Source organism: Halalkalibaculum sp. DA3122, assembly GCF_043951865.1.
In the GTDB taxonomy this organism is placed as follows: domain Bacteria; phylum Bacteroidota; class Rhodothermia; order Balneolales; family Balneolaceae; genus JAMQKA01.
Map to the genome: position 1 here is coordinate 17,467 of NZ_JBINJF010000013.1, position 14,901 is coordinate 32,367.

Sequence of the window (14,901 nt, forward strand, 5' to 3'; positions counted from 1 at the left end):
ATTGCGCCCGTGGGTGCTCCCGATTCCAACGAACTCAACAATATAGATCGATCTGTGGAGTATATCCGGGAAAAGTCCCCCTTCCGCACATTTGTAGTCGTTGCCTGAAATAAGTTACTTTTCGTTTCATCGAATTTTAATCCAAAAATAAAAGGGGCTCGCTATGACTTCATCTGAACCACTCACCAATTTCACAGCCCTGGCATTTGAAAGCCGCCGGGCCGACACCACGGCAAAATTACTGCAGCGCCAGGGCGCCCACCCTATTTCAGCGCCCTCCATGCAAGAGGTACCACTGGAAAATCATACCGCTGTTTTTACCTTTGCAGAACAGTTATTTGCGGGTGAAGTCGACATCCTGCTCTGCATGACGGGGGTAGGAACGGACATGCTTGTCAAGACCATGAAAACCAAATACGACTGGGAAAAAATCCACGAGGCCCTTTCCGGTATTATCGTTCTTTCCCGGGGACCCAAGCCGGCAAAAGTTCTTAGAAAACTCAAGATCCCGATTGATATAAAGGTACCGGAACCCAACACCTGGAAGGAGCTCCTGGAAGCGCTCGACAGTAATGAACAAACAGCTGATCTGGGCGGGAAAACGGTTGCCATCCAGGAGTATGGGGAGCCCAACGAAGAGCTGAATGAGGAGCTGAAAAAGCGTGGAGCCAAGCTGCTGCAGACCTCAATCTACCGCTGGGCGCTGCCCGACGACCTGGAGCCGCTGAAAGAGGGAATTCGCGCCATACTCGACGGGAAAGCAGATGTCGTTCTGTTTACCAGCAAGACCCAAGTGACCCATGTCATGAAAGTGGCGGATACGGTAGCTTCCAAAGAGAAACTGCGTGAGGCCCTGGAACATGTCTTCGTCGCCTCTATCGGACCGGTATGCTCCGGGGGATTGAGATCGCACGGCATTGAGCCCGACTTTGAGCCCTCTCGCCCCAAGCTGGCTATCTTTATCAATGAGATCGCCGAGGAGCTGCCCAAAAGGATGAACTGATCGGCTACGCTATCAGCATTTCGTGAAATCTTTCAGGGTATAGCAGCCCTGCCTTTAATCGTTCAATCCGAAATGACAAAAACAATACAATGGGGGAGAAAAAAAGGATCAACTTCTCACTCCAACGGGTGGTAATCGTCTTGTTTATTATCGGATCGGTCTGGTGGGGACTCTATTTGATCTCCCCTCCTACCCCAAAGCCCGCCGATGCCCCCGAAACGGTTTTTTCGGCAGAACGAGCTTTCAGCCACGTCGAATCGATCGCCCAAAAGTCCCATGTGCCGGGCGCCCCCGAGCACGATACCGTCCGGCGGTATATCTTGGAAGAGCTCGACATCCTGGGATTAAATCCGCGGGTTCACAAGGGGCTCGCCAGCTCCCAATTGCGGGGTACCCGGGTTGCAGAAATCCACAACATCGCGGCCCGTCTCAAAGGCACAAACCCGGAACAAACCATCATGCTGATGGCACACTACGATTCCGCCCCCTATACCCCTGGTGCGGCCGATGACGCCTCCGGGGTGGCCGCCATCCTTGAAGCGATGCGGGCCCTCAAAGCCGGTCCCCCTCTGAAAAATGACGTGCTGATTTTGCTGACCGATGGCGAAGAGCTTGGCTTGCTGGGCGCCCGGCAGTTTGCCCGTTCCAATCCCCTGCTCAAAGAGATCGATCTTATTCTCAATTTTGAAGCGCGGGGCAGCAGCGGGCCTGCCGTCATGTTTGAAACCAACACCGGGAATGCTAATCTTATTCCCCTGTTTGCCGATTTCAGCCCTCACCCGGTGGGTAATTCACTTACATATAACATCTATAAAATCCTGCCGAACGACACCGACTTTTCGGTCTTTAAACCGCATGGCGTGCAGGGACTAAACTTCGCTTTTATCCAGGACTTCCTGAATTATCACACCATGCAGGATCATCCGGATAACCTGTCGGCCGCAACCCTCCAGCACCAGGGCGAAAACCTGCTTGGCAATATTCGGGGATTTGGTTCTCAACATTTCGACCTGGCCTCTTCTTCTGACCTGGTTTATTTCAATCACCCGCTGGGAGGACTGGCCTATTACCCGGAAAACTGGTCCTGTTTTTTGACCGGAATTACGGTGCTTCTATTTTTATTCGGAATCATCAGGGGGTACCAGAGAGGATGGATTTCAGCAACGAGAGTCCTTTACGGCCTCATTGGATATCTGGTCATCCTCCTCAGTTCCGGATTGATCACCTGGCTGGCCTGGGAACTTATACGGCAATATATCTTTCCACAATTTCAATGGCTACAGCATGGAGAAACATACGCTCACAGCTGGTATTTATGGTTTTTTATTTCGCTGAGTCTCCTCATCGTTCTCTATCCCTGCAGGTGGATTAAACATAAGATAAACATATATAACCTTTTGTCATCCATATACTTAACCCTACTTACCTTATTAATTGCATTAACTGTTTTGCTCCCAGCGGCCAGCTACCTTCTGCTCTGGCCGATCCTGTTCGGGCTGACGGGATCTGTAATCGTCGCACGCGACTTAAAGCGAACGGAGATACGCTGGGGATCTGCTGCAATTTTAATGGCCAGCCAATTTATGACCCTGTTTCTGCTCCCATTCTATGTCAAATTCATACAGGCGGCCTTGACGACCCAGTTCCTGTGGATCAGTATCCTGCTGACAGGTCTTATGACAGGTTTGCTGTTCCCGCTGCTCAACCATCTTATTTACACAGCCCCGCGCCTCTTTTTTACTGCTTTTGCATCACTCGCTCTCATCTGCTTTACAGGAGCTGCTCTAAATTCCGATTACTCAAAGTTCCAAAAAAAGCAGAATAGCCTCATCCATGCCAGTAATCTTGATACCGGGAACAGCTACTGGCTCTCAGCCGACCACACCGTGGGTGGGTGGACTTCAGAGTTTCTGGGTGTCCATCCTGAAGATTCCTTATTCACTTCCTTCGGTCTCGTCAGTGCCAGTCGTGTGCTGTATGCTCCAGCTCCTCCCCTGGCTATCGATGCTCCCAACATAAAACGCCTTGAGTCCCGGGCAAATGACTCCACCCACTCAACAATTCTACAGGTCACCCATACACATCCGGCTACCGCAACCTCATTCACCTTTTTGGGAACGCCCTCAGATTACACTGTCACGCTGGAGAAAGGCGCTCCGGCAGATGGATCTGTATCCAGCTACACCCAGACGATTAGCTCCAATGAGTTTACCTACTATGGGGATCTGCCGCCGTCTGATCCCCTCTACATTATTTTACCCGACAAAACCAACGAGCTGGAAATAAGAATCAGCTCCTATCATCTGCAATTGCCAGAAGTGCTCATGCAACACTACCGGCCCCGCGCACCACACATGATGCCCAAACCGGTGGGATTTTCCAACGGTACCGCGTGGACAAAAACAGTTCATCTTCAGGAGTTGTAGCTGAGCGTACCCGAAAGAGAACCGATTCTCCGCGGCCTCCACTCCTCCCAAAAACAGGGATCAGCTACTCGTAAAGATCATCAATATCGGCAGCGGCCAGGTCAATAAAAAGCCGGCTCACCTTTTGGGTTACCGCTTTAAAATATTTTTCCCCTTTCCCGGCAGTAGCTGCCCGGGGATTGCCCACACCCGTATCTTCGGTGACTTCAGACCACCGGCGCTCGGCCCAGGCCCAGTTCTCATTCAGGGCGTTTATTTTGTATTTTTTCGCATTTCCGGTTCCGGCCTCCTCCAGCGGGCGGACCAGTTCTGGTGTGAAATAGATCATCAGGCTGGTCTCCATCTCATCGGCATGATCACCATCGGGGCGGGTAAAATACTTCGATTTGTCGAGTGACTGAAACCAGTTGCAAAACGTCAGAAACATTCCCGGGAACTGCACCCCGAGTTCGCGCAGCAGCGGCTTGAAATTATTGCCGCCGTGGCTGTTCAGCACCAGCAGCTTTCGGATCCCCTGGCGATCCAACACTTCAATCACATCATGCAGCACAGCCGCCTGTGTGCTGGGGTGTAAATTGATATCCAGCTTGATATCGGTCTGCCCGGTATTCACGCCAAAGGGAATGGTGGGCAAAACCATGATTTTTGCCCCCTCTTCCCATGCAAGGCGGGCCGACTCAGCCGCAATCCGGTCGGCTTCTATGATATCCGTGGCATACGGCAGATGATAGTTATGTGCCTCTGTAGCTCCCCACGGCAACACCGCAAGCTCTACCGGCTGATCCTTTATCGTTTTCCAGTTACTTTCACCCAAAATATACGGACGCATAATCCTCCCGATTTTAATTCTTTTTTCTGTCCCCCCGATCTTACATGATCTTCCCGACAAATGAAAGTACCCCGGACAAACAGCAGACTGATAAAAACATGTGCTCACCTTTTCCAAAGGTATTAAAAACTGATCGATGGAAATGTTCGAAAGGAGTTCCTCAACAGTGGTTTAAAAATCTTGGCAGTCCCTCCGGTGGCAGAGATATTCTTTCATGCCTCGCCGAAAAATTAGCATCCCGTTTCAACTGCATCCAAATTTGAGCTGCAGATAATTTTTATATATCAAATAATATCAAAGGCTTAACATCTTATTTTTACTATTTTGTGAATAATCCGGGTTAAATCTTTCATAAGGAATGTTTTTAACTGTTATGATGTAATTTCATCTTATGAGACGATCAAAAAAATATATCGGTCTTGCAATATGGCTGCTGCTTTGTTTCGGTGCGGGAGCAATTGGCGCCCTTTTTGAACCGGGCGTGTGGTACGAAAACCTGGCAAAGCCGGATTGGACCCCTCCCAACTGGATTTTCCCCGTCGTGTGGCCCATATTATACTTTTTGATGGGCCTATCTGCCTGGCTGGTTTGGGAAAAGTCGGGTTTTTCAGAAGCCAGAGACGCCCTTACGCTCTTTCTCATACAGCTGGCCCTAAACGGGGCCTGGTCATGGTTGTTTTTCGGTCTTCATCAGACAGGAACCGCCCTGGCTGAAATCATCCTTCTCTGGATTATCATCTTGTTTACGCTCCTGGCCTTCCAGGTTCATGACCGGCTCGCCGCATGGCTGCTGACTCCATATCTTCTCTGGGTCGGATTTGCGACCGCGCTTAATTTTTCAATCTGGAGTTTGAATTGATGTTTGAATAAGAATAAAACCCGACTCCTGCGATCACGCGCCGGCCGCCTGTAGCTGGTTCATCGGGGACCGCAGAAGCAACGACGCTGCGGTTAAGCTCGTCATATCCTGCAGCAATTATGAAAAACCGGAATCCTGTTCAGAATCTCCTGCCATTCCAATTTCTCAAGATAGCACTGGTATTTCTGATCACCATTTCTGTTCTTGATTAATAATGGATCTCCTGTGGTTCAGCAGCCAGTCCGCGCAATGGAGCTTTCTGTGGAATCAAACAAGGCACTATGTTGACACAAGCATCTAATACATACGACTACATTATCGCGGGAGCGGGATCTTCGGGCCTCAGCCTGGCCTGGCATATGGTCCGGGAGGGACTGGATGGAAAAAAGCTGTTGGTAGTCGATCAAAACCTGACACCCGAAAATGATAAAACATGGTGCTTCTGGGAAAAGAATCGGCCACAGTTTGCCCATCTCATCCACAGAAAATGGCTCCAGTCAGATATCTTTGTCAATGGCGACCACTATCATCAACAGCTTCGGCAATATCCTTACTACTCCATTCGCAGTGGACATTACCGGAAATCCATTCTGGATGAACTGCAAAAGCACCCCCGCGTCACTCTAATGGAGTCCCCGATCCGTAAATTGTCCGGTACGGAAACCGGGGCCGGACTAACCTGCGACAAGGGGCATTTTCAAGCTGATTTTATTTTTCAAAGTTGCTTTAAACCATCCCTGAAGCGAAAACCGCGCTATCCCCTTGTTCAACATTTTTTGGGATGGGAAGTAACCGTGAATACGGAGATATTTGACGCAGATTCCTTTGTTTTAATGGATTTTGACGAGACCTACCGGCAGGGACTTGCATTTATGTACGTCCTCCCGTGGAGTTCAACTTCTGCACTGCTGGAGTATACAATATTTTCAAAAGAAGCGGAGGAGCTCCCGCTGTACGAAAAAAAACTGGAGCTCTACCTCCACAACCGGTATGGATTGAAACGTCTTAATTATAATATTGATCGGGTTGAATATGGCAATATCCCAATGAACGATGCCATTCACGACCCGTGGTTTGCGCCCCGGGTTCTGAACGTCGGGGCCAATGCCGGATTAACCAAGCCCAGCACGGGCTATGCCTTCCGACGTATCCAGCAGCATTCCCGTGCCATCGTGGACCGTTTGGTGACACATGGCAAACCCGCTCCTGCTCCCCGTTCAGCACGCCGATACCGTAATTATGACCTGTGGCTGCTACAAATTCTGCACGACCATCCACGGGAAGCGCAGGATGTTTTTCAGCAACTGTTTAAAAACAATACGCTTGATGAACTTTTCTGCTTTTTGGGTGAAGAATCAAACTTGAGGGAAGATTTCAAGATTATGAAGAGTGTTCCCTGGTGGCCTTTTCTCCGCGCAATCTGGAAAACCAGGCGTTCTCTTTTCTCATTTTAAACTTGTAAAGGAGTAGAGTAACCACGGGTTTTCAACAGCCGCTGCCAACACCAACGAGGAGCTGCTGTGTTATTATCTCCAGGCTTCCAGTCCCGGCAGCGGTAGTTCCTGCAGGAAAATTTACGTTTCTTTCTGCGGTTTTTCCTTGTCCCGGTAGTCAATCTGATTTCCCAACAGGTAACCGACGGGACGCAGGGCCGGGATCTCTTCAAAGACAACGCGCAGTATGCCTACCAGTGGAACAAATAAGATCATTCCCGATATTCCCCAGAGCTGCCCTCCGATAATGAGCGCAATCATGGCAATAAATGGATTTATGCTGACCCGCGAGCCGATTATTTTGGGCGTAATGAAATTTCCTTCCAGGAATTGAACCATTACAAACACAAGAATGACCCCCAACGGATACAGCAGGGAATTGGTCAGGAAAATCGCATACAGAAGCGGAGGGAGACTGCCAATAATAATACCGATATATGGAATAATAGCCAGGAAGGCAGCAAAAACACCAAAAAAGATAGCGTGATCGATTCCAACGATCAACAACCCGATTGTATTCAATACAGCCAGAATCAGGATCACGGTTATCAGTCCCACCAGGTAGTTCTGGGTAACCTCCTGAACCTTGTTTACGACAGACTCTACCTGGGAAGAGCTGCGGCGCTCAATTATTTTATTTAAAAAGGTTTCGTACATCTCTTTGTAGTACAACATGAAAAAGATAAAGATCGGCATCAGTCCCAGCGTAGTAAACAGGTTGGTGGTGGTGTTTACCAGTCCGGTTACATACTGCCCGCTCTGTTCAATCAGCTTGTCGAGCGCCTGCTGCAGGTAATCGGTCTGTTGAGCGGGGGCAATGCCGAGTTGCCGGTCTAAAAACGCGAGTACATCGGCATTGATCTGTCTCAGCCGCTCTGTAACCCGGGGCAGCTCCTCAGCAAACTGCACAAACTGCCAGCTAAAAAGAGAGAGCAACCCGAAAATCATAATAACCACCAATATCATGGCTACAACGATGGATCCGGCCCGCCCGAGTTTCCACCGTTCCAGGTAGCCCACCACCGGTACCAACAGCATGGACAACAGTGCGGAAAAGGCAAGCGGCATCAATATGAATTTGCCGTTTGACAGGATCAGAAACAACAGTGTGAGTCCTACCAGTATGGTCGTACTTTTAAACCAAAAAGGGTATTCTTTCTTCATGTGAACTAAACGATCTCCCGGTTTTATTTATCCAGACCATCCGCAAGGCTGTTTGCCTTTGGATCCATTTCCTCGCCAAAAAATTCGAACGGAACTCTCCCCGTAACAGCTTGCTTTACACCACTCTCCTCAATTACCTGTTGATAGGTTTCATAGCAGTCTAGAGCGGCTCTGAATTTCTCCATATCTTCCTCTCCGGCCTCCACCCAGCAATCGATCTCCTCCAACGCAGAAGACTTCAGGTCAAACTTGCTCTCCACTTTCTCCTCGCTGTAATGCGTGTACAAGGCCAGCCGCCGGGGATAGGACCCCCCTTCTGCCCGGAGCTCGCAAAACACACGCTTGACAACAGCATGCGATACAAGGTGATCCTCAAAACCGCTGACGCCGTGCACGGCATAGGTTACCACAACATCAGGTTTTATGCGGTGGATATGCTCTTTAATGACTTCTTCTATTTCAATCGGATTCATTGCTTTGAGGCCGCTGTCCGGCAGGTCCAATACCGTCATTCCGTTTAAATCCAGCACCTCTTCCACGCACTGCATCTCCCTGAACCGGATGTCGCCCATCTCCTGCTTGGTTACCCCCAGCCGGTGACGCTGCTTTGTGGCTTCTCCCCTGGTAAGGGTAAGCAGGTAAACTTCCTGCCCCTGCCGGCGCTGGGCCGCAATTGCAGGGGCAGGGCCAAATGATTCATCGTCCGGATGGGGAAAAATGTAGAGAATTTTCATAATCATTTTGTTTTACAGGCATGCAGAGTAAACTCGCATATCCTGGCTGTTGAGGCTTTAACATATGGCAGACTCTGTGGACTACCACTGACAATACACAACTTATATTACAAATTAAAGATCCACCTTCCAGGAAGGTTGGATCTGCAGACAGGAATATGTAAGAGTCTTTTAGAAACCCCTTGAAATTTTATTTTTCCTCTCCCAGCATGGTGGCATTTATAATTATTAGGGACCTTTGCAGAATCTACTATTTTGCTGGGAGGTGGTCGTACCACCAACCTTATAAACGGGAGTACAACTCCCTCAGAACGAGGAATTGAGGATTTTGAAAAGCACTCTATTATTCCCCTTCAATCTCTTTGGCATAGACATAAGAATAATCCCAGGTATATCGATAGGCAGTAGAGGGTTTCATCGAGGAAGGATGCTGGAACAACGGGTTGGAAAACTTTCAGAGCTTAAAATTCAAAAAGAACATCCCCAATATCTCTATGCCACTTAAACCTGCAGCGTGATATTTTGGAATGCAACTGGCAACAACACCCCTGCTGGGGATATACTATTCAAAGTATAATCCTGTTTATGCCATTGTGGGGGCGGCAATAAGCTTTCTGACTTTGTCGGAATGAAACAGGCTACTGGCAATTTTGTCCATGTAATTAAACAGATAATAGAACATCCGTTTTTCATCCTCGAGCTGGGGCTTCCGTCCCTCTTTGATCTCGGCCTGTTCAAGCTCTTCAAGCTGTTGCCAGAGATTTTTTTGATAGTCCTTCAACTCTTCTATCGAAAGCGTAGATCGGTACCTGTTATGAATTTTTATCGATACGATTTCTGTTCGCTCGATAATTTCATTAATTACTGCACCTTTCGAACTTTCCGACTTAATCTCATTCAGTCGCGTGTGGATAATGTCAACCAGGTTAGCCAAAGGATATATGCGCTGCCTATCGTATGATTGACATTTGATGCGGGCCAGGTTATTTGATGGTGAATTCATATAGTTCAACTCCGATTTGCTATATATTTAATAGCTTAATGTCCTTCTATTATTCAGCAGTTTTTCCTTCCGTATGGTAACCGTCTATCAGCTGTAATTTAACTCCACTAATTTTACATACATTATGAATAATTAACAAAAATTATTTTTTTAAATTTCCTCCCCCGTAAATAGGCCTTTATGACCTGTAAATGGATATTTTTTAAAAAAATCGGTTGCAAGGCTGCTTCATGCCAACACAAAACTGGTGCAAACAGTGCCAACGTATTACATTTCTTTAACATGTATTAAGTGGCTAATGGGTCAGTTCAATAGCCATCAATTCAAGCCCATATTCTTCCATTTTTATCAGGACTGATAAATTTTGTTCAGGAGTGAAACCAGTGTCCATTCCAAACCACTAAAAACGATTATTTAATGAGAATCCCGAATGCGTGAACACCCGAAACAGGCATCATTTTTCACATTTTTATAACCATTTTCCCTTTTGTGTGAAGAGTTACAACTTTTTCAAGGGCTTCGACAACTTCAGCGAGCTCAAACACTCCGCTGACCGGCAGTCCAATTCTACCGGATTCGACCAGCTCACGCAGATGCTGCAGCTCACTTGAATTCGGTTCTACAAACACATATTTGTGCCTGATGTTTGAATCCAGATCCGCTCCCCTGTCCCGTATTGAGACAAGTCGTCCTCCCGGTTTTAGCGCCTTCAAACTTTGTTGCAATGTTTCTCCACCGGCACAATCAAAAATCAGATCTACGCCCTCTTTGTGGATCTCCTGTACAGCTTTCCCTATATCGCTGCCCCTGTAATCCACGGCTTCATCGGCCCCGAGTTTCTTCATGTACGCGTGATTTTTTTCGCTGGCGACGCCAATGACATGCGCACTTTGCTCTTTGGCCAGTTGAATCCCCATACTGCCCACGCCACCTGACGCTCCCAGGATCAGAACTTTTTCCTCTTCCTGAATGTCGCCCGCATCATAAAGGGATTGGTATGCGGTGAGTCCAACCAGGGGTATCCCGGCCGCCTGCTCCACCGGGATATTCCCGGGACGATGCGCGAGATAACTCTCCGGTATTACCAGGTGTTCAGCAAACGTACCCCATTGCACCACCGGGCGCCGGGCGTAGCCATAAACCTTGTCCCCGGGTTCAAATCTTCGTGCACTAAATCCCCTTTCCTCAACTACACCGGCAAAATCCCAACCGGAAACCACCGGAAACTCATGGGGCAGCGCATTCTTGAGGTATCCCTGCACAATTTTGGCATCCACCGGGTTTACGCCTGCCGCTTCCACCCGAACAAGCACCTCTCCTTCTCCCGCTTCGGGGATATCGACCTCCTCAACCGTCACATTTTCCAGATTTCCGAATTTGTGAAATACCGCTGCTTTCATTTTCTCTGCCATAATGGAATCTGTTTCATAAACTGCTTTCTGATTTCGATAACTCGTTTTAACAGCTCCAGCTGTAATCGATTACACTTTTAATTAACAAAAAGCCTGCCGAAATATTTCCCGGCAGGCTTTTAATATGTTATGCAGAATCACTCACTTATTTATCAGGAGCAACCCGTGGTCGCCCCACAAGTGATGCATTTCTGGCAGGTTCCGTTGCGGATCATCGTCATGCTCCCGCATTCAGGACAGGAATCGCCGGTATAGCCGAGCTGCTTGGCCCGTTCATAGTCGCTTTCGTAATCTCCCTCGGCTTCCTCCGGAGCCTGCTGTGTTGAGGGAGCTCCACCAGCGACCGGCTCCGTTTTCGGTTCCGGGTTCTGTCTCATCTGGGGGCGTTTGGTCGGGTCTGCGTCCTGTTCCTGCTTTTTCTCAGAAGGACGTAGTTTGCGGGTAAGAATCTCCTCGGCAGGTACATGGGCCAGGTCATCACGCCCCAGGTAGGTAACCGCGAGCTCACGGAAGATGTAGTCGATTACCGACGTGGTCATCTTGATATGCGGATTTCCCTGCACTGTGCCGCTGGGTTCAAACTTGGTGAAGGTGAAGGCATCCACAAACTCTTCCAGCGGTACCCCGTGCTGCAGGCCCAGCGAAATTGCGATGGCAAAACAGTTCATCAGGCTGCGGAAGGCGGCGCCTTCTCGGTGCATGTCGATAAAAATCTCACCGATTTGCCCGTTTTCGTATTCGCCGGTGCGCAGGTAAACGCTTTGCCCGCCGATCTTCACTTTCTGGGTATACCCGTTGCGCCGGTTCGGAAGCCGCTTACGGCTGGCCACGTACTTGTGGATGATCTTCTCGGCCGTTTTGACTACCTCATCCTGGGCAACGGCTGTCTCTTCATCGAGCTCCTCGTCATCTTCCAGCTCGTCAAACACGTCACTCAGGCTGTTGAGCGGTTGACTGAGTTTGGAGCCGTCGCGGTACAGTGCGTTGGCCTTGAGCATCAGCTCCCAGGAATCCATATACGCATCCTTGAAATCGTCAACTGTTGCCTCGTTCGGCAGGTTGATGGTCTTTGAAATTGCGCCTGAGATAAACGGCTGGGCTGCCGCCATCATGCGAATATGTCCCTTGGGTTTGATATAGCGTGTTCCGATGCGTCCACAGCGGTTGGCACAATCAAATACCGGCAGGTGCTCATCTTTCAGGTGTGGAGCTCCCTCGACGGTCATCGTTCCGCATACATAGTCATTTGCCTTCTGGATCTGCTCCTTGCTGTACCCCAGGTGGCGCAACATGTCGAACTGGGGATTGGCCAGCTGCTCTTCCGTCAGGTCCAGCACCTCCTTGCAGAAATCCTCGCCCAGCGTCCACTGGTTAAAGGCAAACTTGATATCAAAACTGCTGGGCAGGGCCTCCTCGATCGCTTCCAGCTGATCGTCGTCAAACCCCTTCTCGCGCAGGCTCTCTTCATTTATATGCGGGCACTCCTCCAATGTACCGTGGCCCTTGGCATAATTGATAATATCATCAATCTCGCCGGCACTGTATCCCAGCTTCTTGAGCGCTTTCGGCACACTCTGGTTGATAATCTTGAAATAACCGCCGCCGGCCAGCTTCTTAAACTTGACCAGAGCAAAATCGGGTTCGATGCCGGTGGTATCGCAGTCCATAACCAGACCGATGGTTCCGGTAGGGGCAATAACGGTTACCTGGGCGTTACGGAACCCGTGCTTTTCTCCCATCTCAACTGCGCGATCCGATTCCGCACGGGCGGCTTTTAGCAGGTAATCGGGACAGGTGCTGGCGTCAATCCCCATCGGTTTGACGGTGAGCCCTTCATACTTATCGGGATCGACATTGTAGGCCGCCCGCCGATGATTGCGGAGCACCCTCTGCATATCCTCTTCATTGCGTTCATACGCTTCAAATGTGCCCAGTTCTTTCGCCATCTCGGCGCTGGTTGCATACGCGCCCATGTGTATCATGGAGGTCAGGGCACCGGCAATAGCGCATCCCTCGTCGCTGTCGTACGGTACTCCCTGTACCATCAGGGCCGCGCCGAGGTTGGCGTACCCGAGTCCCAGCGTCCGGTAAATGTAGGAGAGATCCGCTATCTCTTTGGAGGGGAATTGAGCCATCAGTACCGAAATCTCCAGCACGACGGTCCAGATGCGGGAGGCGTTTTTAATCGACTCCACATCAAACTCTTTACATTCCTCCGTTTTGAAATACTTCATCAGGTTGAGTGATGCCAGGTTACACGCCGTGTTGTCCAGGAACATATATTCTGAACACGGGTTGCTGGCCTTGATCGGTCCATCTTCAGGACAGGTATGCCACTCGTTGATCGTATCGTGGTACTGGGCTCCGGGATCGGCACAGGCCCAGGCCGCATGGGCGATATCATCCCACAGGTCTCGGGCGCGAATCGTTTTGGAGGGTTCGGGCTCCCGTCCCTCTTTTTCAGCGTTCCGCTTTTCGGTTCTCCAGTACAGGTTCCAGTCGTCATCCTCTTTGACCGCCTTCATGAAGTCGTTGGGCATGCGAACTGAGTTGTTGGAATTTTGCCCGCTTACCGTTCCGTAGGCCTCGGAATCCCAGTCGGTGTTGTAGGTTTCAAATTCAAGGTCGGTATAGCCCTGCTCGGCAAGCTGGACAACCCGTTCTATATAATTCAGCGGCACATAATCACTTTTGGCCTCCTTGATCGCCTTGCCAAGTTCCTTGTTTTTCAAGGGATCGCGGCTGGCTTCCCCGTTAAAGGTGCGGCCATCGATCTCGACAGGCTTATGGCACAGCTTTATAATTTTTCGCAGGTGCTTCTCCAGAATTTTGGAACCCGCCACAATAGAGGCAACCTTCTTCTCCTCATGCATCTTCCAGTTGACATACTCTTCTATATCCGGGTGATCCAGGTCCAGCGTCACCATCTTGGCTGCACGCCGGGTCGTGCCACCGGACTTAATTGCGCCGGCCGCCTTGTCGCCGATTTTGAGAAAACTCATCAGTCCGGATGATCTGCCTCCCCCGCTCAGCGGTTCTCCCTCTCCGCGGATAGCCGAAAAGTTCGACCCGGTTCCGGATCCGTATTTAAACAACCGTGCCTCGCGCACCCAAAGATCCATGATTCCACCCTCGTTCACCAGGTTGTCATCGATGCTTTGGATAAAGCAGGCATGCGGTTGCGGGTGGGTATAGGCATCCTCCGACTGTTTCAGCTCCCCGGTTTTGCCATCTACATAGTAGTGTCCCTGCGCCGGCCCGTTGATTCCGTACGCCCAGTGCAGGCCGGTGTTAAACCACTGCGGACTGTTCGGGGCGGCCATCTGGTGAGCCAGCATGTAGCAGAGCTCTTCGTAGAAGATTTTTGCGTCTTCCTCAGAGTCAAAGTAATCATGCTTCCAGCCCCAGTAGGTCCAGCAGCCGGCAAGGCGGTGAAATACCTGTCGGCTGTCGTGCTCGCTGCCGTATCTCTCATCTTCATCGAGATCCTTCATCGCCTTCTCATCCGGCTTGGACCGCTGCAGCCACTCTGGTACGCCTTTTTCAGCAACCTTCTTGACTTCAGCCGGCACGCCTGCTTTACGGAAGTATTTCTGGGCAATGATATCCGTTGATACCTGCGACCAGGGCTTTGGTACGATTACTTCGTCCATATTGAATACTACCGATCCGTCGGGGTTCTTTATCTCCGACTTTCGGGACACAAACGTAAGGTCTCCAAATGGGGAGTCCCAGTTGTCCTGGGTGTAAAACCGAGTAAATTTCATAGTGTCTCCTAGTGTATACTTTTTATTTGAGAGAGAGTAGATATTTTGAGCTGAAATGGGATATAGTTACTGACGCAATTCTTGATAATAATATAAATCAACGACCGAGGGGACAAGCAAAATGACCAAATACTTTTCCACAAAAGCGGGAAGTTATCAACAATTCAATTGGGGCATCTGTTCACCCCTGTTAATATCCAGCAATTTCACT

Annotated in this window: 10 protein-coding genes; 4 read left to right on the forward strand and 6 right to left on the reverse strand. The window is 49.6% G+C overall.

Features of this window, described 5'->3' with window-relative positions:
* Positions 1-163 precede the first annotated feature (163 nt).
* Positions 164-1,003, forward strand: coding sequence for a uroporphyrinogen-III synthase (locus ACG2F4_RS10345; protein WP_395260453.1), 840 nt, complete (start codon positions 164-166; stop codon positions 1,001-1,003).
* Between the two features lie 89 nt (positions 1,004-1,092).
* Complete coding sequence (locus ACG2F4_RS10350) at positions 1,093-3,429, forward strand: M20/M25/M40 family metallo-hydrolase (protein WP_395260455.1); 2,337 nt, start codon at positions 1,093-1,095, stop codon at positions 3,427-3,429.
* A gap of 64 nt (positions 3,430-3,493) precedes the next feature.
* On the opposite strand, the gene ACG2F4_RS10355 is transcribed toward ACG2F4_RS10350, so the two are convergent.
* Entirely contained in the window at positions 3,494-4,258 is a 765-nt protein-coding gene (locus ACG2F4_RS10355) for a creatininase family protein (protein WP_395260458.1), read from the reverse strand.
* Between the two features lie 391 nt (positions 4,259-4,649).
* On the opposite strand from ACG2F4_RS10355, the gene ACG2F4_RS10360 reads away from it, so the two are divergent.
* A complete protein-coding gene (locus ACG2F4_RS10360; protein ID WP_395260460.1) occupies positions 4,650-5,117 on the forward strand; it encodes a TspO/MBR family protein in 468 nt (155 codons plus the stop codon).
* A 281-nt stretch (positions 5,118-5,398) separates the two neighbouring features.
* The gene (locus tag ACG2F4_RS10365; RefSeq protein WP_395260463.1) at positions 5,399-6,571 is read left to right on the forward strand and encodes a lycopene cyclase family protein; all 1,173 of its coding nucleotides are present in this window, start codon (positions 5,399-5,401) and stop codon (positions 6,569-6,571) included.
* 120 nt (positions 6,572-6,691) lie between these two features.
* On the opposite strand, the gene ACG2F4_RS10370 is transcribed toward ACG2F4_RS10365, so the two are convergent.
* The 5 genes from ACG2F4_RS10370 to ACG2F4_RS10390 all read right to left on the reverse strand — a co-directional run bounded on the left by ACG2F4_RS10370 (position 6,692) and on the right by ACG2F4_RS10390 (position 14,690).
* A complete protein-coding gene (locus ACG2F4_RS10370; protein ID WP_395260466.1) occupies positions 6,692-7,774 on the reverse strand; it encodes an AI-2E family transporter in 1,083 nt (360 codons plus the stop codon).
* A gap of 23 nt (positions 7,775-7,797) precedes the next feature.
* Entirely contained in the window at positions 7,798-8,508 is a 711-nt protein-coding gene (locus ACG2F4_RS10375; protein WP_395260469.1) for a PIG-L deacetylase family protein, read from the reverse strand.
* Positions 8,509-9,091: 583 nt separating this feature from the next.
* Positions 9,092-9,511 (reverse strand): hypothetical protein, encoded by a 420-nt coding sequence (locus ACG2F4_RS10380; protein ID WP_395260471.1) that lies wholly within the window; start codon positions 9,509-9,511, stop codon positions 9,092-9,094.
* Positions 9,512-9,972: 461 nt separating this feature from the next.
* Complete coding sequence (locus ACG2F4_RS10385; RefSeq protein WP_395260473.1) at positions 9,973-10,923, reverse strand: NADP-dependent oxidoreductase; 951 nt, start codon at positions 10,921-10,923, stop codon at positions 9,973-9,975.
* 152 nt (positions 10,924-11,075) lie between these two features.
* Positions 11,076-14,690 (reverse strand): vitamin B12-dependent ribonucleotide reductase, encoded by a 3,615-nt coding sequence (locus ACG2F4_RS10390; RefSeq protein ID WP_395260476.1) that lies wholly within the window; start codon positions 14,688-14,690, stop codon positions 11,076-11,078.
* Positions 14,691-14,901 lie beyond the last annotated feature (211 nt).

What these genes read in the sequence shown, in the direction of transcription:
- ACG2F4_RS10355 (WP_395260458.1), bottom strand. Translation starts at nt 4,258, where the DNA reads ATGCGTCCGTATATTTTGGGTGAAAGTAACTGGAAAACGATAAAGGAT.
- ACG2F4_RS10375 (WP_395260469.1), bottom strand. Translation starts at nt 8,508, where the DNA reads ATGAAAATTCTCTACATTTTTCCCCATCCGGACGATGAATCATTTGGC.
- ACG2F4_RS10365 (WP_395260463.1), top strand. Translation starts at nt 5,399, where the DNA reads ATGTTGACACAAGCATCTAATACATACGACTACATTATCGCGGGAGCG.
- ACG2F4_RS10385 (WP_395260473.1), bottom strand. Translation starts at nt 10,923, where the DNA reads ATGGCAGAGAAAATGAAAGCAGCGGTATTTCACAAATTCGGAAATCTG.
- ACG2F4_RS10390 (WP_395260476.1), bottom strand. Translation starts at nt 14,690, where the DNA reads ATGAAATTTACTCGGTTTTACACCCAGGACAACTGGGACTCCCCATTT.
- ACG2F4_RS10360 (WP_395260460.1), top strand. Translation starts at nt 4,650, where the DNA reads ATGAGACGATCAAAAAAATATATCGGTCTTGCAATATGGCTGCTGCTT.
- ACG2F4_RS10345 (WP_395260453.1), top strand. Translation starts at nt 164, where the DNA reads ATGACTTCATCTGAACCACTCACCAATTTCACAGCCCTGGCATTTGAA.
- ACG2F4_RS10370 (WP_395260466.1), bottom strand. Translation starts at nt 7,774, where the DNA reads ATGAAGAAAGAATACCCTTTTTGGTTTAAAAGTACGACCATACTGGTA.
- ACG2F4_RS10350 (WP_395260455.1), top strand. Translation starts at nt 1,093, where the DNA reads ATGGGGGAGAAAAAAAGGATCAACTTCTCACTCCAACGGGTGGTAATC.
- ACG2F4_RS10380 (WP_395260471.1), bottom strand. Translation starts at nt 9,511, where the DNA reads ATGAATTCACCATCAAATAACCTGGCCCGCATCAAATGTCAATCATAC.